This window comes from Peribacillus sp. SIMBA_075 (assembly GCF_046534585.1).
This window is the reverse complement of record NZ_JAWRYN010000020.1, coordinates 42,821-63,851: the sequence shown is the minus strand read 5'-3', so window position 1 is coordinate 63,851 and position 21,031 is coordinate 42,821. Positions and strand designations below refer to the sequence as shown.

At 36.8% G+C, this 21,031-nt stretch carries 17 protein-coding genes and 2 pseudogenes; 3 read left to right on the top strand and 16 right to left on the bottom strand.

All coding sequences use genetic code 11. The features are described from left to right. Window positions 1-124: 124 nt before the first annotated feature. Window positions 125-841, bottom strand: a complete 717-nt coding sequence (locus SB775_RS15690) for a GNAT family N-acetyltransferase (RefSeq protein ID WP_410862128.1) — start codon at window positions 839-841, stop codon at window positions 125-127. A gap of 14 nt (window positions 842-855) precedes the next feature. Next, on the bottom strand, window positions 856-1,965 hold the full coding sequence (locus SB775_RS15685) for a mandelate racemase/muconate lactonizing enzyme family protein (protein ID WP_410862127.1): 1,110 nt from the start codon (window positions 1,963-1,965) through the stop codon (window positions 856-858). A gap of 104 nt (window positions 1,966-2,069) precedes the next feature. Between SB775_RS15685 and SB775_RS15680 the strand changes: the two genes are divergently transcribed. Beyond that, on the top strand, window positions 2,070-3,329 hold the full coding sequence (locus SB775_RS15680) for a transcriptional regulator (RefSeq protein WP_410862126.1): 1,260 nt from the start codon (window positions 2,070-2,072) through the stop codon (window positions 3,327-3,329). 88 nt (window positions 3,330-3,417) lie between these two features. Here the strand turns inward: SB775_RS15680 and nhaC are convergent, their stop codons facing one another. After that, entirely contained in the window at window positions 3,418-4,839 is a 1,422-nt protein-coding gene (gene nhaC / locus SB775_RS15675; RefSeq protein ID WP_061462578.1) for a Na+/H+ antiporter NhaC, read from the bottom strand. A 1,443-nt stretch (window positions 4,840-6,282) separates the two neighbouring features. Between nhaC and SB775_RS15670 the strand changes: the two genes are divergently transcribed. Then, window positions 6,283-6,747 carry a hypothetical protein gene (locus tag SB775_RS15670; protein ID WP_061462576.1) on the top strand — a complete coding sequence of 155 codons (465 nt, stop codon included), beginning with the start codon at window positions 6,283-6,285 and terminating at the stop codon, window positions 6,745-6,747. 270 nt (window positions 6,748-7,017) lie between these two features. Here the strand turns inward: SB775_RS15670 and SB775_RS15665 are convergent. The 11 genes and pseudogenes from SB775_RS15665 to SB775_RS15615 form a co-directional block, all read right to left on the bottom strand. Continuing rightward, window positions 7,018-7,359: pseudogene (locus SB775_RS15665) on the bottom strand (dihydrofolate reductase); the annotation flags it as partial. Window positions 7,360-7,463: 104 nt separating this feature from the next. Next, a complete protein-coding gene (locus tag SB775_RS15660) occupies window positions 7,464-8,231 on the bottom strand; it encodes an MBL fold metallo-hydrolase (RefSeq protein WP_410862143.1) in 768 nt (255 codons plus the stop codon). A gap of 9 nt (window positions 8,232-8,240) precedes the next feature. After that, the gene (locus SB775_RS15655; protein ID WP_410862125.1) at window positions 8,241-8,429 is read right to left on the bottom strand and encodes a hypothetical protein; all 189 of its coding nucleotides are present in this window, start codon (window positions 8,427-8,429) and stop codon (window positions 8,241-8,243) included. A gap of 124 nt (window positions 8,430-8,553) precedes the next feature. Further along, complete coding sequence (locus tag SB775_RS15650) at window positions 8,554-9,075, bottom strand: GrpB family protein (protein ID WP_289337793.1); 522 nt, start codon at window positions 9,073-9,075, stop codon at window positions 8,554-8,556. A 475-nt stretch (window positions 9,076-9,550) separates the two neighbouring features. Next, window positions 9,551-9,814 (bottom strand): annotated as a pseudogene (locus SB775_RS15645) (SDR family oxidoreductase); the annotation flags it as partial. Window positions 9,815-10,572: 758 nt separating this feature from the next. Continuing rightward, window positions 10,573-11,058 carry a hypothetical protein gene (locus SB775_RS15640; protein ID WP_208857050.1) on the bottom strand — a complete coding sequence of 162 codons (486 nt, stop codon included), beginning with the start codon at window positions 11,056-11,058 and terminating at the stop codon, window positions 10,573-10,575. A gap of 975 nt (window positions 11,059-12,033) precedes the next feature. Then, window positions 12,034-12,180 carry a hypothetical protein gene (locus SB775_RS15635; RefSeq protein WP_167555976.1) on the bottom strand — a complete coding sequence of 49 codons (147 nt, stop codon included), beginning with the start codon at window positions 12,178-12,180 and terminating at the stop codon, window positions 12,034-12,036. Window positions 12,181-12,231: 51 nt separating this feature from the next. Beyond that, window positions 12,232-12,834: a DUF4030 domain-containing protein gene (locus tag SB775_RS15630; RefSeq protein WP_410862124.1), complete on the bottom strand. Its 603-nt coding sequence runs from the start codon at window positions 12,832-12,834 to the stop codon at window positions 12,232-12,234. Between the two features lie 122 nt (window positions 12,835-12,956). Further along, complete coding sequence (locus SB775_RS15625; RefSeq protein ID WP_410862123.1) at window positions 12,957-13,274, bottom strand: DUF4179 domain-containing protein; 318 nt, start codon at window positions 13,272-13,274, stop codon at window positions 12,957-12,959. Beyond that, window positions 13,264-13,683, bottom strand: coding sequence for a sigma-70 family RNA polymerase sigma factor (locus SB775_RS15620; RefSeq protein ID WP_410862122.1), 420 nt, complete (start codon window positions 13,681-13,683; stop codon window positions 13,264-13,266). The genes SB775_RS15625 and SB775_RS15620 overlap by 11 nt, the downstream gene beginning before the upstream one ends. Window positions 13,684-14,188: 505 nt before the next feature. Then, entirely contained in the window at window positions 14,189-15,385 is a 1,197-nt protein-coding gene (locus SB775_RS15615) for an FAD-dependent monooxygenase (RefSeq protein WP_410862121.1), read from the bottom strand. Window positions 15,386-16,236: 851 nt separating this feature from the next. Here SB775_RS15615 and brnQ point away from each other — a divergent pair. Beyond that, a complete protein-coding gene (gene brnQ, locus SB775_RS15610; RefSeq protein ID WP_410862120.1) occupies window positions 16,237-17,586 on the top strand; it encodes a branched-chain amino acid transport system II carrier protein in 1,350 nt (449 codons plus the stop codon). 490 nt (window positions 17,587-18,076) lie between these two features. Here the strand turns inward: brnQ and SB775_RS15605 are convergent, their stop codons facing one another. Continuing rightward, entirely contained in the window at window positions 18,077-19,744 is a 1,668-nt protein-coding gene (locus tag SB775_RS15605) for a M4 family metallopeptidase (RefSeq protein WP_410862119.1), read from the bottom strand. Window positions 19,745-20,263: 519 nt separating this feature from the next. Continuing rightward, on the bottom strand, window positions 20,264-21,031 hold the full coding sequence (locus tag SB775_RS15600; RefSeq protein WP_410862118.1) for an ABC transporter permease: 768 nt from the start codon (window positions 21,029-21,031) through the stop codon (window positions 20,264-20,266).

Here is a 21,031-nt window from a genome sequence, read left to right as displayed (position 1 = left end):
TACTTACTTTGCTAAGAAAACCTCTTTTTGGAGGTTGATGCTAAAAAATAGCACCTCCAAGTGTAAGATTTTACCTAACACTTGGAGGTGCAGTTCAGTAACAAACGAGAATTACGAAGAGATTTTAACTCGTATGCTTACTTCCATAAAAGACTAACTGTTTTCCTTCCTGTTCTTCCATTTTGAATCCACGCCAACCTTTTGCGAGTATTTCTTGCTGGGCTGCAATATCATTCATCTCAATGAACTGGATTTCCTGCCAATGAGATGCGTCCACTACCGACAATTCCTTGACAAATACATAACGCATTTGCCCCCCATATTTCTCCTTTAATGCTGCAATCTCCATTCCCTGGGCAAACTTATCCTTCAAACTTGGGATGTTAAAAGGCGCAACCGTACAGCATACATATCGGTAAGTTGACTCGTGATTGTTCAGCTCCTTCATGATTAATGTTGCAAGTGTCTGTTGCAGTTTATTTCCCCTGTATGCAGGGAGTACGGTTGAAATTTCCTGATAGATAACATTCGACAGCTCGTTTTCTGTCAATCCGATATCTCTACCTAGATGATCCTCATCAATAGGAGGAGCCAGCAACGCCCGGAACGCAATTAATTCTTTACAAACGAATGCTCCAATCATCAGTCCATTTCCTTCTAGAATATATTGAAACTCTTCCTTGGTAAGCGGTTGAAGCACACCATTATCGTTCAAATGTTGAACGATCTGTTCTTGGACTTGCAATATATCGATTAAATCCTCCAACACTAATTTTCTGACCTCAAACCGCTTGTGATGTTCCCATTCCTTTTTGATGGTTCCCTCATAAATCAATTCCAAAGTGGCTCCCCCTTTTATCGGATAACATCCTGAAAAACAGTTAATTCAACTAGCGTTTCTTCATTTATCTGTACACCTAATCCTGGATTTTCAGTCAATCTTATATATGGCACATCATAGAATAGATTTCCAACATCCCTTGAGAATTTCAATGGACCGGTGAGTTCTACGCTTGTGATCACTTTCTTGGAAAAAGCTACATGGAATCCTGCTGCAGATCCAATAGAAGATTCAACCATCGAGCCTATCTGGCATTCTAACCCAGCAAACTCCGCTTGGTGGGCAAGCTTTACCGCAGGATATATGCCACCGCATTTCATCAGTTTAATATTTACTTTATCGGCTGCTCGTTTCTGGATAATTTCACGCATTTCCCGGGTGCCCTTTAACCCCTCATCAATCATCAACGGGATCGTAGACTTCGATTTTATTTCAACCATTCCATCGATGTCATCTGCAGCTACCGGTTGTTCAAGCCAATCAAGCTCGCATTCACGCAATTGATCAATCGCTATAAGAGTTACCGCACTGTTCCGCCACCCTTGATTAACATCTGCTCGTATAGCGATATTCTCACCCACACGGGCGCGCACAGCTTGAATACGTGCCACATCCTCACTGACATTGGTGCCAACCTTCATTTTAAATGACTGATAGCCCTTATCGGCCATAGCAGCCGCTTCTTCTGCCATTTTTTCGGGAGAGGCTATACTTAAGACATGGGTAATCGGAAACTCCTCATGATAACGCCCCCCTATTAACTGGTAGACTGGCTGCCCCAGTTTCTTACCCATGATATCAAAGCAAGCAATATCGATAGCCGCCTTAGCTGTAGGGGCTCCATAAATCGTTTTGTCCATCAAATCATGTAGACTTTCGATTTCAAATGGATTCCTGCCTAACAGTATGGGTCCCAGCGTATTTTTCAACACCTGGTAGGTCCCTTCCAAAGTCTCACCTGTCACATGTTCGTCTGCCACACCTTCCCCGTACCCAACAATCCCTTCATCCGTCTCTATTTTTACAAGAATCGATGGCATAAATTTGTAGGTATGGTAACTAACCACAAATGGCTCTTTAAGAGGCAGATGGATCGCATATAGGTGGATCGCTGTAATTTTCATTTCTAAACTCCCTTTCGATTCACAATATTGTCCGAATTTGATATAGTTGTCGTTAATACACCGTTATTTAGGAATACATTAGCTCATTCACCAGGAGGTTAACAATGAATACAAGAATTGCTGTCATTGGTTCCACTGAATTTATCGAAAGAATTGAATCCATAACATCGGAAATTGCTGAAATTGACTTTGACGCCTATATATATCAGAAACCTACTGAGGCCGGTCTGCTTATAAAAACTCTAAAGCCGTGTGATGCTGTGTTGTTTTCAGGGGTGTTGCCGTACTATTTTTCAAAAAAATATCATGAGCATCTTCCGGTTCCTTCTTTTTATTTAGCACAAGATGAGATGTCGGTCGCTTCTTCCTTACTATCCGTGCTATATCATAAAAAAATCTCTCCTCACCGAATTTCCATCGATGTTAGCCAAGCCTCCATTGTCACGAACGTATTAGCTGACCTCGAAATCGAGATGGATACAAGCTACATTATGGATTACCAGGAAATGCTTAAGGACTCATTTGACATTTCACTGATCACTTGTTATCATCAAAAACTTTGGAAAGATGGTTTCATTGATCTTGCACTAACAAGCGTACATTCTGTATTTGATCAACTGCAGCTTATTGGTGTACCTGCCATGCGCATGGTTGATCCTCAAAGTTCCATTTTTAAAGCACTGCAGGATATTAAAGCCCATACAGACCTAATTAAAAGCAGGTCTTCACAAATTGCCGTTTGCTATGTCATATCGGAAGAAGCGAACGCTCATGAACTGGTAGATGGGTTGGCACATGAAATTCAAGCCTCCGTCCAGTTACTTGAAGACTGCCATTTCATACTGTACAGCACCCGTGGTGATATCGAATCATTGATGAACAGAAACGGGCTGAATCATTTTTTTGCCCAATTACAGAAAAAGGGCACGATTGGTTTCGGATATGGTTCAACTATTATGGATGCAGATCGACATGCAAAGATTGCCCTCGGTTTTGCTGAAAAACATAGTGATGACAAATGCGGATACATTTTCACAGAAGACAAAGATTTGCTTGGCCCGTTTCCACAGCATGCTAAACAGCAACGTTTGAAAAACGATCATCCCGAACTTCTTCAGGTGGCCAAACAGACAAAATTGAGCCCTGCAAACATATCTAAAATCATCCAGTTCAGTCATTCCCGCCAAGCCGTCCAATTCACAGCTGCTGAACTAGAGGATTATTTACAGGTGACCCGTCGTACCACAGAAAGAATTCTAAAAAAACTATCCGATCATGGTCATGTGACCATCGTTGGAGAAGAAATGACCTATTCAAAAGGGCGTCCCCGAGCTGTTTATGAACTTAATTTGCCAGTATACTAAATCCTAAGAAAAGAAAGGTTCTCGTAGAGGGAACCCTCTTTTCGAAGGGCTCCTGCTTTGGAGCATGTCCCATTAAAAGTTCGGCAAGTTATATTGGAAGAGTTGCTTCCTCTTCTTTCTTGATACTTTGAATTTCAGCTTCTGTCAATTTCGTAATTGTAAAGCCAGTCATCGCATAAATGATAGAAATAACCGGGATGATAAAATTCAGAATCGCATATGGTGCATAATCGAATGCATGCACACCAAGTGTAGCTAAAATAAATACTCCGCAAGTATTCCAAGGAACAAATACCGAAGTCAATGTTCCGCCATCCTCAAGTGCGCGGGATAGGTTCTTCGAGTGTAATCCTTTATCACGATAAGCTTTTACATACATACGTGAAGGAATCACGATGGAAATATATTGTTCTGAGCATGTAATATTCGTCGCAAAGCATGATAAGACCGTTGATGCTACGATACTTCTTGATGTTTTTGCAAATTTTAATATTTGCTTTACGATCGCTTGAAGCATGCCTGTATTTTCAAGGATTCCACCAAATGTCATCGCAACAATGGTCATTGACACGGTGTACATCATTGAATCCAATCCGCCGCCGTTAAACAGCTTGTCGACCATTTTATTGCCCGTATCAATCACGAAGCCGCTTTGCAAAGCTGCTATTGCATTAGCCACGTTGCCACCTTGTATGAAAATTTGTGATAAGAAACCGAGCAAGACCCCTATTATCAATGCTGGAATGGCTGGAACCTTTTTAGCAACAAGAATAATGACGATTAACGGAATGATCAATAGGAATGGGGAAATGACAAAGCTATCCTGTAAAACACGGATCGTTTGTTCAATATTCGCAGCATCCATATCTCCTTTCCCAAAATCCCTCCCAAGAATGGCGTACACGACCAAGGCAATGATAAAGCCCGGAATCGTGGTGTAGAGCATATGGCGAATATGCACGAATAAATCTGTTCCTGTCAGCCCGGATGCAAGATTCGTCGTGTCTGAAAGCGGTGACATTTTATCACCAAAATATGAGCCTGAAATAATGGCCCCAGCAATCATTGGCGCAGGTATTCCCATACTTAGTCCAATCCCCATCCCAGCAACACCGATAGTCCCCATAGTTGACCACGAACTACCGATAGCCAATGATACCACTGCACAAATAACCGAGATGCTTACAAGAAAAAACGAAGGTGTGAGGATTTTGAGACCATAATATATCATGGTGGCAACAATTCCTCCGCCCATCCAAGCCCCAATCACCATCCCTACCAGAATAATGATGACGACTGCCGGCAGAGCGAGACGTATCCCCTTGTACATAGACTCTTCAATTTCACTCCACTTATATCCAGAACACAAAGCAACAATAGCTGCAACTGATGTTCCTAAAATAAGTGGAATATGTGGACCCTGTTCCAGCCAGACAACCGTAATTGCCATCATTACAATCATGACGATGAGCGGTATTATTGCAACACCGAATGACATTTCTTTTTTCATAAAGCATCCCCTTTGTTTTTAAGGTTAATTGAATGACTCTAGTATTTTGATAACTATTTAAAAACAAATAACACGTCGTTAAATAGCCGTTAATAGAATCATCATAATATTTCCATGGATATTCGTCAATTGATTTTTTTGAAAATTGAGTCTCTTTAGAGAATCGTTTGAACATCCCCTATCGTTACCAAACAAAATCCTGCAGTAACAACAGCAGTTTAAGAATTGATCTTCTAAGTCTTTTAATACGAGAAGACCCTTGCCCCTACATCGGAAAATTTACTTTCTCAAGATAAGGACTTACAATACGAAGCCTACAATCATATTCTTGCATCTACCAAAGAAGAGGTGGACTGGGCTTATGAAGTATAGGAACAATTGAAGTTGGATTTAACACATTCTGATAGCCACCGAGGATAGAGGGCTGTCCAATTTCTTTCTGGTTTGGCAAAAAGTGACCCTGAGAAAAGAATGCTAGGGGATTTCCCATTGGTTTTTGGAAGTGACAAAAGATAAAAAATTCGTCACAGCAAGACATAGCCTACAATCTATATGGAAAATAAGTCTAGGTGGCACTGAGCAAAAAGAGATGGTAATAAAAAGTCTTGTTGATCGGTTTATAAATTGTGTTCATGAAAAAAACTACACCTTAATTCATTTTTGATATTATTCAAGGACTTAGGAATTTGTTTAATGAAATAAAAGATGAGGAAATAAAGCAAATCGCATTGGTTTTGGTTGAAAAAGAAGAGGATACAAAATATCAAAGGAAGTATGCAACTGAATGGAGAAATATGTAGACAATCTACGGATTTGTTGAATGGTCTGTCATGCTACGAGTCCATACAACCGTATTTGTTAATAGTATTGTCCAAGTGTTAACCTTCCTTTTATGAAGTTATTGACCTAATTTTCACTATAATTATCAACGTTATTGATATCTCCGTATTAATCATTATTTATTAAAAGAGAAGTAGAGAAGGTTTTGGGTTTTTTCTTACCCTTTTTTAGCTTAACGATTCCACTATTTTTACGCAGCAACTTATGGTCAATACCTTTATTTTTCATTGCTTATACATATATTGAAATTTTCGCTCCCTGAAAATAATCTGATTGATATAATAATGTTTGCAATAGTCGAAATCGTTATTAGCATAATGAATGTTCATTACTTTAAAAAGATATACATTGAAAAAGCGCGGCTTTTAGGTGCTTTTTCATTTGACTTCACAATTTTACTCCCTTTCTATCAGCTCCATCCACACTCCTTAAAGGTATCACGATTCATTCCCATCAACTCCTTAACATCTTTAATACTAATTCTTCTTACATTTAGTTAAACGAGAAGCTAAAATAAAAAAATTTGCCTCTTATCAGGTTCTTAGTACTAATCTCTTTTTCTCCTAATAAACTTAATAAAATAACTATTTTAGGAGGGGCGCAATGTTTAATAAATCCACGAATAAAAAACCGAATGGTGATAATCCACTTATTTGTAAAATTAATGACGTCACATATCAAAAGTACCATCTATATAAGAAATCATATGAGCGGGAAGTATTGGTCATAAAAGATTACGGTGAAGATAGCGGTGTTACCAATAAAAGTATTGCGTTATTCGAAGCAGTTAAAGATCAATTTGACCGTTTTAAAATTGCAAAAATTGTTAAAGAAATTAATAAAGACAATATTTTGGTCGATAGCGATCTCATCCTTATAGACAAAAAAGGAAATGAGCTACACCTATCTGGTTGTAGTTGCGGGTATGCTGGAACTGGTTCACAGGGGACAGTTAAAATTTTGAATAAAGCTGGATTCGAGATAGATAGAAGGTTTGTGTTTTGTTCAAAAGGATTCACTCTTTTTCATCCAAATGAAGAAAAAGAACTTTATGGCGAACGTTTATAAGTTCCAATGAATCTAGAATAAATATTGGATCCACTTTAAATGCCATATAGAGATAAGATTCTCTACACAATTGTTGTCAAATTGTGTTCAGCCTGCTATTTCCCTTTTATTATGCAAAAAAGCCTTGGTACTGAGAAACTCAGCAATACCAAGGCTTTAAGGCTATTATAACAATACATGTATTACATTTATTCACCATAAACCAACAGCTTCTAGTTGAAGTAAGATGCCTTCAAGACAGCTCTGATCATCTGCTAACACACCCGTGGTTTTTCTTTCATAAACATGAAAATCGTAATAATTAGGATTTTTGTCGTTCATAACCCCTTTTCCAACAGATACTTCATTCCATTTATTGAAATTAGCATCTGGAAAAAATGTATCCCCATTGAAATATACATCTTCTCAACATTTGGCAAGAACATATTATAAATCTGTTCTCCCCCAAAAATAAAAATCTCTTCTTCATCTTTACATAACTCAAAAACATCTTCGATTGTATGGGCATTTTCACAACCGTCAAAGTAAAATCTATGTCTATTGTCAAAATAATATTCCTTTGTGAGGTAAAGCCCTTCCGATTGACTCAAGGTTCTTTCTATCCAATATGATGTGTTCTTTGCAAGAAACCCCGAATAAGGGAGCATTCGCAAGAAATACTGAATTACCTGGGGGAGTTCAACAAAAGCTAGCTTTAATATTCTTTTACACTCTTCTTAATCCGCTGATTTAGTGATTAAATCATAAATATTTTTCAAATTAGTCTTAAAATATGTAGTAAAGTACCAGTCTTGATAAGCTTTTGGTACTAATATATCATCAATACTTTTCTTACTTTGGACGGACTCCGTCACCAATGTAAGAATATCATTTATGTAACCTTTCACTTCATGAAGTTCTTTCATTGAGCAAATTTCGCCATGCCCCGGTATGATAGTTTCTAGACCAAGAAGTTCAACTCGCTCCAAAATAGTTAGCCATTCCTGAGGATTTGCATTAATCATTACAGGATGATGCTTCGAGAGTACTAGATCCCCCATTACGGCAGTTTTTTCTTCAGGTATGTACACGAATGCATCACTTTGCGTGTGACCGCCACCATACGTGATAAGTTGTACGGTCCGTTCACTACCATGAATACTCATCTGTTGATCAAAAGTTATCGTTGGTAGTGAATATATCAAATTAGGGAGTGTTTTCATGTACTCACGGTCACTAGCATTTTCCCATTGTATTTCCTTTTTAAGTTTTTCGTTTGTCTCTTGTTGTATTTTTACCTCAAAATCTTCAATAGCCTGATAAATCGGTTCCGGGTTTGACAACTGCTGTGTTACCCTGTTTTTTCCAAATACAGCCATAATTTCACGTGTAATAGATGTAGAAATTATTTGTGCCTTGGGGGTAAACAGTTGATTCCCGCTTGTATGGTCACTGTGCCAATGTGTGTTGATTACATAGGAAACTGGGTTTCCAGTAAGGTATATTGCAGCCGCCTACAAATCCTCTGCAGCCTGTATTGTCGTGAAGGTATCGACCACAAGCGTTGAATTACCTAGATCAATGATTGTTGCATTCCCTAAAGATCCGGTACCTGGGACCGAAATTGCTGCAAATATACCCTCAGCGACTTGATTCAGCCGGAAATGCTTTGATCCCTTAAATGTACCCATTCGATTTTTCATGAGTTACCTCTCCTCCTACCTAAAATTACTACTTATTAATGTCACTGGAACTGAACCAAATACATTTCTTTCCACTAGTTTATTTTCAAAAATAAAGTAAAGCAATTGTTAATGACAGAAGGTTTTATTTATTTTTTTGTTCTTCTTTTGCTTTTTCAAGGACATTTTGTATAAACGGTTCTTTTGCTTGAGTATATCCAGTTCTGTCTAGGTAATGCTCTACAGCTAAATCCTTTTTTAATTGATGATATTGTTTTAGTACATCAGAATGAGTTCTTAAATAATTTCTAAACAAAATATTATTATTCCAGTATCTACTTTCAAACTTGTATATATGTAAATGGTGTGTTCCTGCTCTCCATTGTCCTCTTCTAAAAAACCTCCTTTCTGGAAATTCCTTATGAGCTACAAATTCATACCCTATTTGTTTTAAGGGTTCAATAAATTTGTCCGCTTCTTCTAAATTATTAACACCAACCATTATATCCAAAATGGGTTTTGCTCCTAATCCAATAACCGATGTACTCCCAATATGTTCAATGCAAATATTGTTCTTTTTTAAGACCCCCATTATCTTCTTTTTTTCCTGCTCGTATTCCTTCGACCAATTTGGATTATAATTTTCGATTACAACTGGTTTTTCCATATTCCCCACCCATATCATTTAATAGGAATTATTATATCTTGTTCTTGCTCTATGAGAAAAGAGCTGCCACAGCACCCCCCCTACCCAATTTCAGCATATACCGTGTAACTCCTAGCTTTTACTATGTCATTTACACTCTTTCCGTATGTTTCACGTTCATTATTAGCAAAATAGCTCGAGGGATAAATTACGGTATAATTCCTGGGTAATGAGTTGTAGTTGTTAATGAAGCCAATAAAAAAACGCCTTCCTCTCGTATTGATTCTACAAAAAGAATAGCGTTTTTCTTGTTTTGAGGATTGGCTTGATGGACGCGTGGCGGGCTCCCGTCTAATATTACTAATACCATTAGATTCTTTTTGAACGCCGGAAATCCCTTGGGATAACGGCTGTTTGACTTTTTTATCCTCAAAACACGGCCTTTCAATGAAAAGCCGCTTTACAATCTGATTGAACAAACAATTTTACTGCTGGCTTAAGCTAAAATATGACCGCCTTCCACATGAAGAACGGTTCCAGTCACGAAACTATTTTGGAGCTAGTATAGCACACTTTGTCCAACGACTTCAGCTCTTCCTATTCGTTTCACAGGAAGTTTGTTTCCGAACGTAGCATAGAAGTTATTGCGAGTTTCTTCAGGCATTTTGCTGCGGGAAGGTGTATCAATGATACCGTGCGAAACGATATTCACTCGGATCGGAGCAAGTTCTAATGCCAAGGTCTGACCTAGATTCGAAAGTATCTTCATTGAATTAAAGAGATTTGGATTAAATTTATAGAAGATTAAATATAGATCATTCTTTAATTTTGGGTGCTTCAATTATGTACGATATCAAACATGATTTGATTTATGGAAAATAAATGAATCGGCTATGGTTAGTTTTTACTAGCAGACGAGTTTAAATGTCTATGCCCACGTATCAAAGGAACCCGGAGAAAAAAGTGTGGATGGTTATTCTAAATACAAGGATAAGGCTCAAGATGAAATAGTATACCAGTTCCTTTTCATTATAAAATTAAAAAAAGCCTTGATAACTGAGAAACCCAGTTAAAAAGTACATTGACACAAATTTTTGCGTCCCATGGATGAACCAGTGTACAACATACTTCTTAGCATAATCAGACATCAATAAACTTTACAAAATGCCTGTTTAATACATTCGTGAAAATAGACTCTGCACTATTAGGAATAAATGATTTATGGGGATTTAGCGGGCGAAATTTATTGGTGACAAATAAATCCTTATCACCACATCTCTAACTTACTGCCTTAAGAGTGGATGATTTATTTGAGAAGGAAGAAAATTTTAGAATTATTCTATTATCCATAATTTGAATGGAGAAGGGACACTTTTTTTTGTGTCCCTTATCCGGGGTATAGTTCATAATAACGATCTTTTTAGAACCAACGCACTGTGCGTTCATTATGAACCTTTCAAGGCTTCCCTGTTATGTGTAGTCTTTTCCCAACATTTTTATATGTTTATTAGAAATACATTATTGTAGGTGGTTTTGCTGTCCCATTTGGCCATATTGTTGCTGACCTTGTTGATTTCCCATTTGCTGTCCGGATTGTTGCTGCCCCCCGATCATTTGTTGTAACTGCTGTTGGGCCTGACTTACAGCTTGATTCATTTGAGTTAATGCTCGATTACTTTGAACATATTGGGAAGCTTGATTTAAAGTTTGAATTGCTTGTTGAATAGATTCCTGTAATTGTTGATCTGTTTGTTGTAATTGTTGTTGTGTTTGACCACTTAATTGTTGAATCTGTTGCGATAATTGATTTTGTTGACCCTGTGATTGTTGTTGATTTTGTTGACCCAGCTGCTGGCCGGATTGTTGTTGCCCTTGTTGTATTTTAGATAGTGAAGATTGCAGGTTATTTAATTGATTTCTAAAGTCACTTAAATCTTGTCCAATCTCAACATCCACACTTTTTCTAACCTCAGATTCAATTTTTTTCTTGGTGTTATTATCCATAAAAAATCCCTCCATATTTAATAATGAAACCTTTAAAAGTCCTTTAATATGATGCCCGATTGATTGATTAAATATCCAATTAAATTTTTCTATAACGGATTGATGATGAGTGGATTGCTCAACTTCTTTGTCATGGGTTATTGGAAGCCAGCTTTGCGTGACGCTCGTTAAAGAAGAAAAAAGATGATTTAATCCTTGCCCTGAGTTAATATGTGAACCCTCATCAACGCATGATGGTCAAAACGACTCTAATTCATATTGATTTTCTGACTGAACAGATTGAAAACTCGATCGAGAGGTTGCCACAAAAAGTTAGTGTATATCAAGAAAACATAGAACGATTGGATTCTATACCGATATTGCCGCTCGAAAGGACGAACTGATTCTAACTAAAATCAGAACGGGCGTTGAAAAATAGTTCGAAAGTGCAGCCAGATTATGTTCATGGCCCCCCCCTCATACAGGACACAATGAAAGTACAGGGGGAAAGGAAATCAACCAGAGCCCAAAAGGGAAATAAATATCTCAAATCTTCTATAACCGAGGCTGCCCATTCGGTTGGAGCCTTCAAAAACTATGTTGGCGGAAAGATGCCCTTATTGAATCACTGAAACGGAAGATTATGAAATTGAAAAATAATACCAAGCAACTTAAAGAGCAATTAAAGGTAGCGTATACAGAAGTCTACAAGAAGATTAAATTGAGGCACCTTCCCTTTCTTGTTCAATTAAAGGGCCATAATCTGGAATAACTTTTTATTAATAAATTGGCTATTATGATATGTAGATAAAGTCGAGATTATCTATTCTTAGTTGAAGTGCTTTCTTCGGTTCTGAAATCCTTCGACCTAATATAACGAAGAAACCGATTATAGTAATAATTCCTCCAGCAAAAGCAATAATAAATAACAATGCAACATCAAACATATAAACAACTCAACTCCTTATTTATTTAGGGATTTCAGATTGAAATAAATCACCCCCAGTATGTCACCAGAATAAATAAAACAATGAAAGTACAAATAACAAACACTTTTTTACTGTTATTTTCATCTTCTTTCTTTTCCTTAATTTTCTTTCTATATTTCATTTGTACCTTTTTCTTTTTATCATATAACTTCATATAATAAGTAGACTCCTTAAAAAACATTTTGGCTTGAAGAACCATCTTCATTCATTTATTTATTTTCTTTTTGTCTTTGCTCTTTACATTAATTTCATAAGATTCCTCACCTAATATTGACAATATTTCCTCTGATTTCAGAAATTCAACAATCATTGATTCGATTTCAGACCCAAGTGCTTTTGCTTCTGGATCAGAACTTGGGATGGAGGTACTTATTATGAAGCTCAACGGTTTTTCTTTATAACCTACACCAGTAACCTTAAAATCCTTTTTTGACATCAGCCCTTCAGCAATCGCAGGTGTAATTAATGCTCCTGTATCTGCTTTCGCTATCTTAACAGTCGATCTGTTTACATCAATACTATAATCTTTATAGTTATTCAATTCTGTAACGTCTATTGCCGCTTTCTCAACATCATCTTTAACGGCATCGTAGTATTTCCTGGATCCGTCTATATTTATAGAAATAACTTTTGCCCTAGGGAAGATTAGTATCGGATCAAATTTATAGTCCAATTGTTTTAGTTTGTTTGTAATTTCTCTTCCAAGTTTTATTTCTTCTTCATTAAGGACATAATCATTTAGTGCTAGTTCTTTACTAACTTTTACGGAATAGGCATCATAGCCTTTTGATTTTAAAATTCCTTTCACGGTCTTTTCGATCTCATCTTTTACATCATTAAAATAATCATCTGAACCTTCTACTCTTATTTCTAATTCCTTTTTAGGCTTGTAACTGATTCCTGTTCCACTAATTTTGTATCCTTTTTCCTCTAATTCATCAATAAGCCACTTATTGATTCCGATTGAAATATTGAGCCTAAATATGGAATATGTGAAATCACGTTTGCCATTGCAGGAGAAACAAAAGCAGAACTTATTAACAATCCAAGTAATAATACAGCAACACTGCTGAAAAGAATTACTTTTTTTCTAAGACTCCATCTTTTTCTATCAGTCTTGCTTTCAGGTTTATGTTGATTAGGCTTTTCATATTCTTTTTTTGCATTCTCCATCCCTAATATAACCCTATTTTTTAACTCATTTGGGATCTCTATTTTATCCATCTCTTGTCTTATCTTATTGTTCATACATATCAACCCTCCTAGTTTTTTTGCGAAGGTTTTGTAATGCTCGATATAAAACGGATTTCACCGTGCTTAATGGTATATTTAAAATCTCTGAAATCTCGCTAAAGGTGTATCCTTGATAGTATTTTAGTAATAGTACAGTTTTTTCATCTTCATTTAATGCTTCTAATAAATCCTGTAGGGTTAGTGACAAAGGGATATCTTCCGTGCTGTTAGAAATAAACTCATCATCCTCTATGTTTAAATGAACCACTTTCTTTTTTTTCCTTAAAAAATCAATTGCACAATTTATTGTAATCTTAATGATCCAAGTCTTAAAAAACTTCAAGTCATTCAATGTATTAAGTTTTAGGAAAGACCGGTATGCTGTTTCCTGTACAATGTCTAGTGCATCATCTTTATTTTTCACGTAAACATATGCCAAATATCCTGTTCGTATTGCCGAAATAGCCCTAAAAAAGCTTTATCGTTATCCTCCGGATTTCTGTGATTAGACGCAATTATGTTGATCACCTTCTTTTGTTTTTTTGTGTATACATATTAGACGAAAAACTTACTATTTTGGCCGAAGTTTTTTTAAAACCATAAAAATACTTAGTCATTTTTGATGAAAATTTGTTTAAAAACAGAATAGTAGTTCTACTATCAGTCAGAACCTTAGAAAAAAATAGTAAGCTAGTTAACAAATAAGCGACCTTATATGCAATGAAAAAAGAATCTTCGATTAGGAAGATCCTTTTTATACTTCTTATTAAACTGAAGCACCTTATTAAAGAATCGCTCCCGATTGCGGAAGATTAACAATAATATTAAAGGCTTAAGAGCCTGCTCACGCTTAGCTGCCAGGCAGAAAATTGTTCGGGTTTTGTATTGTTTTAAAGACTGGTTGAAATTCGTCTCTAAAATATCGCATATCAATAATCTTTCAGTTCAATCCCGTTGGCAGCTTTCGCTATCATTTTCGAAATCATCTTAAACGATACGATCATAAGGATGGGTACGCGAAACATTAAATTGCGTAGAAAGATTTTGAAGGTTGAGCTTTCAATCATACTCCCGGCAGCCATTAGTCCTATTTTTTGATTTTTCTCAACAAACCTTCTCATTTTTTGTTCGTAGGCAACAAAGGCACTGGTGAAATCGCAATCTGCAGCTTTGAGTTCACCAGCTAATACAAAAGCTCCGACAAGCGCCAGGCTAGACCCTTGACCCGATAGGGGTGATGGGCCATACGCCGCATCTCCTAACAATGTAACCCGGCCTTTTGACCATGTCGGCATGTGAATCTGGCAAATCTCGTCAAAATAAAGGTCTGTCGCATCTTTCATGGTTTTGAGTAGATTCGAGGTTTCCCAACCCGTGTGGCCTATGAATGCATTTTCTACAAGTTTCTTTTGAGATTCTGTATCATAGCGGTCGTATTTCAATGCCTTTGATTGAAACAAGAACATACCCCTTGCTTCGGTATTGTTACGGGCGCTATACATACCTACAGTTTTGCCTGGTATCGTATAAAACAGCTGGCGGTGGTCGAGGTTGAGGTAATTCTCAAGGGTGAAAATTGAGATATAACAGCCAAGCGTACGTTTAAACTGTGCTTCGTCGCCAAAAGTCAAGGTGCGTACATTAGAATGGAGACCGTCCGCTCCGATTACCAGATCGAAAGTCTGCGGCTTGCAATAAATAAATTGAACTTCTGCACCAGCTTCAGTCTCATGTATTGCGGTAATCGAATCGCCCCAAATGTATTCGACCGTATCCTTAGTTAAATCGTACAAAATGTGACAAAGATCGTCACGCATGATTTCGATGTCCAGACCCTGGTGGTTTCCCATACTCGCTTCGCTTATTTGACCTTCGATTTTCCCTTTGCTATTCACGAAGTAAACACCAGTCATGTTCGTGTCAGCTGCACGAACTTGATCGAGTATACCCATCCCCTCTAGCACCGTAATGGCTGCACCACGGATATCAACCCCGTACCCACCCGTGCGCAATGCTGGTGCACGTTCTATTACAGTCACGTCGAATCCGTGGCGGTGAAGCCAGTAAGCAAGTGCCGGACCGGCAATGCTCGCACCAGAAATAAGAACGCGCATCGTTTGTTTCATAATTGCTTATTCACTCCTTTCCTAATTAATGTCTTAACATATCCACAGTATATTCACGGCCTATTTAACTTATTTACCACAGTAAAATATTAGAACTTTAATTATTCAAAAAAATTGTCCAATTGTTGAATAAAGATCAAACAGCAATCTTCAACTAAATTGCCCCGATAGTCGCATAAAGAAAAACTGCCTTAAAAACTGCTCCGATTATAGGCTATAGCACCTATTAGTTGAATTAATCGAGTAACCTTCTATTTGATAGATACGTACACAATTGTTAATAAAACCAACATAGCAATTATAAGAACCGTTACATCATAAGGATAGTCAACTATGCTATTATTTTTTCATTAAATCCAACTAACAACCAGGATTGTCTTTTCACAGCTGCTACGTATGACACAAGTAAAAAAGTAAAAAAGTATAACCTATAGTCCGTAATCCACTTTTATACCTTCCAATGACAAATTTATTTCTTGTTTTTTTCCTCCTTTTTATCCTTTAAAGAGTAAGCAGTATGTATTACAATATATCAATAGTTATAAAATGGTATTTTAGTTAATAATTACTGATCACTATTAGGGGGCTAAGTAATGGGAATTTCCTGTAATTCACACCGATTAACATTTGAATCGAAATCATAGTAATATTCTGCTTGTCGTTAAAATTTTAAAGAACCTTATTGCATATTTAATAAGGCCACCCAAAAAGGAGAAACTTTAAATTTTTATTGAAATTAATTTTATCAGTCAGAATACGATACAATCCTATGTATTTAGGTTTGTGAGTAATTTTTTGAAAATTCTTTTTTTCGAAAAAGTAAAATTTAATTCATTCATGGAGGTTTTAATTTGGCTAATAAAGTACCATTTTCATTTATAGTAGTTATTGGTTTAATGTTATTTGCTCTATTTTTTGGGGCAGGAAATTTAATTTTCCCACCAATGCTTGGGCAATCAGCAGGAATGAATATCTGGTCAGCAAATGCAGGGTTTTTAATAACAGGAGTTGGCTTACCGTTACTTGGTGTGTTAGCACTTGGTTTTTCGGGGAAAGATGATTTACAGTCGTTAGCAAGTCGTGTACATCCTGTATTTGGTATTGTATTCACAACCATTCTTTATTTAGCCATTGGTCCTTTATTTGCTTTGCCTAGATCAGGCAACGTTTCTTTTGAAATCGGTGTAAAACCTTTTTTATCCGAAAATTCAGGCCCAGTTCCTTTACTTATTTTTACAATCATCTTTTTTAGCATTACGTGCCTTTTTTCGATCAATCCCGCGAAAGTTGTCGGAATTGTCGGGAAAATATTAACACCAATCAAGATAACGTTCATTGGAATCCTAGTAGTAGTTGCTTTTAATCATCCAATCGGAGATTTTCAAGCACCTATTAAAAATTATTCAGTTCAACCATTTTTTAATGGGTTTAGAGAAGGTTATTTAACAATGGATACGCTTGCATCTTTTGTTTTTGGCATCATCATCATTAATGCCATTAAAGAAAAAGGTGCTAGAACAAAAAAACAAATTATGGTTGTTTGTGCAAAAGCAACTGGAATTGCTGCCTTTTTCCTGGCAACCATGTATTCAGCTCTTTCTTATATGGGGGCTTCAAGTGTAGAAAAACTTGGGCACCTGGAAAATGGAGGTACTATATTAGCAAAAGTCTCGGATTATTATTTTGGAGCTTATGGCGGGATATTATTAGGATTAATGATTACAGTAGCTTGTTTAACAACAAGCGTAGGACTTGTTACATCTTGTTCTTCATTCTTCCATAAACTATTTCCAAAGGTACCTTACAAAACAATTGCTATTAGTTTATCTATTTTTAGTGCAATAGTTGCTAATATTGGACTAACACAGTTAATTACTGTTTCTGTTCCTCTCTTAACAGCTATTTATCCATTAGCTATTGTATTAATTTTCTTAACATTTTTTCATTCTTTAATTAAAGGGAAAGCTGAAGTGTATCAAGGAAGCTTAATTTTAACATTTATAATTAGTTTATTTGATGGATTAAATCGAGCTGGTATACACTTTTCATCCATTAATAATTTTTTTAATAAAATTCTTCCTATGTACGATGTAGGACTAGGATGGATTATCCCAGCAATTGTTGGAGGAGTTATAGGGTTTAGCAGTAGCATACTACGAGGAAAATTCGGTCTTAATCCTCCAACTAGAATAGTTAAATAAATAATACATATTAAAAAAAGGTCAACTAGTAATTTTTTACTGGTTGACTTTATAATAGGAACAGCACCTGTTAGCTGCCTTGAAAAGGTGAACATGCCCTTAAAGAAAAAGCGCTGCCGAAGCAACTCCCTTATAAAGTAAAGTACCTATTAGCATAAACCGGGCTCCATTTTCAATATAATGTGATTCATCATGTAATAACCTTTTCTCCATAGTCCTCAATCTATTTAAAACCCTCTATACTTAATAAAATTAAAGAGCCTTACAAAAGGCTCTTTAATCACTGTTACATCTCTTATTTATCTTTCCTTACAAGTAGTGAACAGCACTCCATGTGTCCAGAGTGTATGTGGCAACACATGGGGGGATGGTGAGACCATAACAAAAAATCCCCCCAAACTCTTATTCTGGGGGAACATAAAACGCACTTCAATATCCTTCTAAAATCCGCTAAAAATATTGATTCCTGCGGGCGGATCCAATTATATACTTAGTAAATTCCCACCGAATCAAATCCGGCAGCAGCTGCAGCCTCTTCCTTGCTGCCTTCACCATAAATATCAATTGCAGACTGAACAATAGCCTTACGAGCGTCACTAAAATCGGAATTTGGCGTTAAATAAACGCTTATTGAACGATAGTAGATTTGTCCTAACTTGTGCCTTCCAATTTCTTGACCAATCAAATATGCAGCGTGGTTTGTAATCGAGGAATTAACATGGACACCGCCGCCATCTACCGAAGTTGGCATGTGATAAAATTCATCCATATGAGCCGGATAGACTCCACTGCCATATGCAGCTCTTTCCGCATTACTTACTACAACACTGTTGGGATTACTTAAGCTGCGCAATCTCGTTACACCGTCAGCTTTAGCAGCTGGTGCCATAATATCCTCACCCATTTCCCAATCATCATCGTCAACAAGTGCACCAAAGACGTCAGCAAATGATTCGTTTAGTGCTCCAGATTGATTGCGGTAAACTAAATTTGCTGTATGAGTGATGACGCCATGAGTCATTTCGTGGGCAGCAACGTCAAGACCGGCTGATAGTGAAATAAAGTACTCACCGTCACCATCCCCATAGGTCATCCAACGCCCATTCCAGGATGCATTGTTGTAATTATTGCCATAGTGTACCTTAGAAATGATGGCCATTCCTTCACCATCAAGAGAATTTCGGCCATGCTCATTAAGGTAATAATCATATACCTTTTCCGAATTATAGTGTGCATCGACAAGAGCCCGATCATAATCGCCGATAAATGCAGCAGAATTCCCCACATATAGAGTATCATTACTGGAACTATTATCATTTTTAGCATCATACGTAAGTATTCCATCAAGACCATTATGAGAGTAATCAGCTAACGCAAACTGAGTTCCAGATTTAGGTTCCTTCACTTGGGTAATATGTAATTCCCTGTGAGCACCATGTACCCCTTTTCCAGCACCTTTTTGTGTTTTCATTTCATCAGCATGCATTAAACCATTATACTTATCGATGATTTCTCCCGTGTTTGCATCCACAAAGACAAACCAGTTGCCAGGCTCATCTCCCATGAAGTTAACATTCACTTTATAAGCTGTATGATTCTTTCCTTCAAAAGGATAGACTACAAGCTCAGAAGTTGGCTCATACGTTAGCTCTTCAGGGGCATTGACAGATGATAGTGCCTGCTTAAGTGCTGCATCACTGCTTAAGGAGGCAGTCGTGTCCACCGCATCATCGGCAATCGTCTGATTTACTCTTCCGTTGACGGATACGACTTCATTATTCTTATTAAAATGAACAATAACTTCGGATCCTTCTACGTTCACACCATTTATTGATTGATTAAAGCGAACGTGGGTCATACCGAGTTTATCTTTTTGTGAATCTTTTACTTTTAGGTTTTTATCTGGATTTTTAATTCCGGTTTTACCTTCGTTCTTCTTTAAATAATTTAGTGCATTGGAAGTGTTGCTAGAAGAGAATTTCTCAGCAAATCGCTCCTTCACAAAAACAGGAACGTTTGCCTTCTCATTCCACTTAGAAGCTTGTACACTACTAGCCACCATCGAATCAACCGGCTTCGCAAATACATTACCGGCTGGGATAGAACCTACCAACAACGCTGACGATAGAACTGCAGGAACAATAAACTTTTTCTTCAATACGATACCCCCCCAATTTTTTCCATCGACTTCATTATAGATTAATAAAAGTTAATTTACATGAATATTTGGAATTATCTTAATTTTATAAAAACTATTAAAACCCGGATGACATCTTATGTTAGGTACAATTAACCACTTGACATGGTGATGAAATTAAAAATACCTTTAAATTTATTGGATTTTCTATACTTTTTTTGTAGTTAATTTAAACTAATTATAAAAGGTTGATTAATAACATATGGGGTCATTAATAAGGGGGGATAAAATAGTGATATTCCCCCTTTATTGCATTTCTCGACGGCCTGTCTATACTGTCTCGTTTTCTTTATTCTTGAGAAGCCAAGATAAAAGAAGAAGAAGATACTAAATCAATAAATTTGAAAGCCCTTTGCTATATATGCTAGCAAAGGGTTCATTTTTTCTTCCTTAAAATCATTTGTTCCTCCAGAATATTCTTTTGCTGCTTTGATACAAAATAATTATAATAGATAACTACTTTTTTACAGCAACAACTCTTTAAACTCTTCTATAAACCTTCAATCCAAAAATATATGAAATTAATATTATTAACACCATCCAACCGAACGACACCCACAGATCATTTCCAACAGGCTGCGAGTCTAACAGATTTCTAATAGTTTGAATAATCGGTGTCATTGGTTGATTTTCCGCAAAGATTCGGATGATCTTCGGCATTCCTTCGACAGGAACAAATGCAGAACTGACAAAAAGCAGCATTATTAAGATATATGAAAAAGAACTTGCTCCTTCAATACCTTTAGCAGCCAATCCAAATGGCACTGAAATCCACGTTAATGTTAGCGAAAAGAGAGTGATCAATAGTGCCACAAGTAGCCATTCAGCAAATGTTGCATCACTTCTAAATCCAGCTATAAATCCTACTATTAATACGACCATTATTGAAACTAACATAAAAATAACTGAAGCTATTACCTGCCCCCCCAGTACAGATGATTTGGCTATGGGCATTGACTTAAATCTGTCAAACATCCCTGAGGTTTTGTCTAAATTTATCCGTAACGAGGTGTAAGCAGATCCTGTAGCAATCGTCATTAACAGAATTCCGGGAAGAATATAATTAATATACTCATCTTCAGACACCCCAGCAATTTGAATGGCACCGCCGAATATGAAAACCATACCCAATAACATCATAACCGGCATCGCGACAACCGTAAGAAGCGTGTCGATACTACGTATATTATGTTTAATGATCCGATCTGCAAGCGTTAATGTATCACTTAAATTTTGAAAAACATTCAT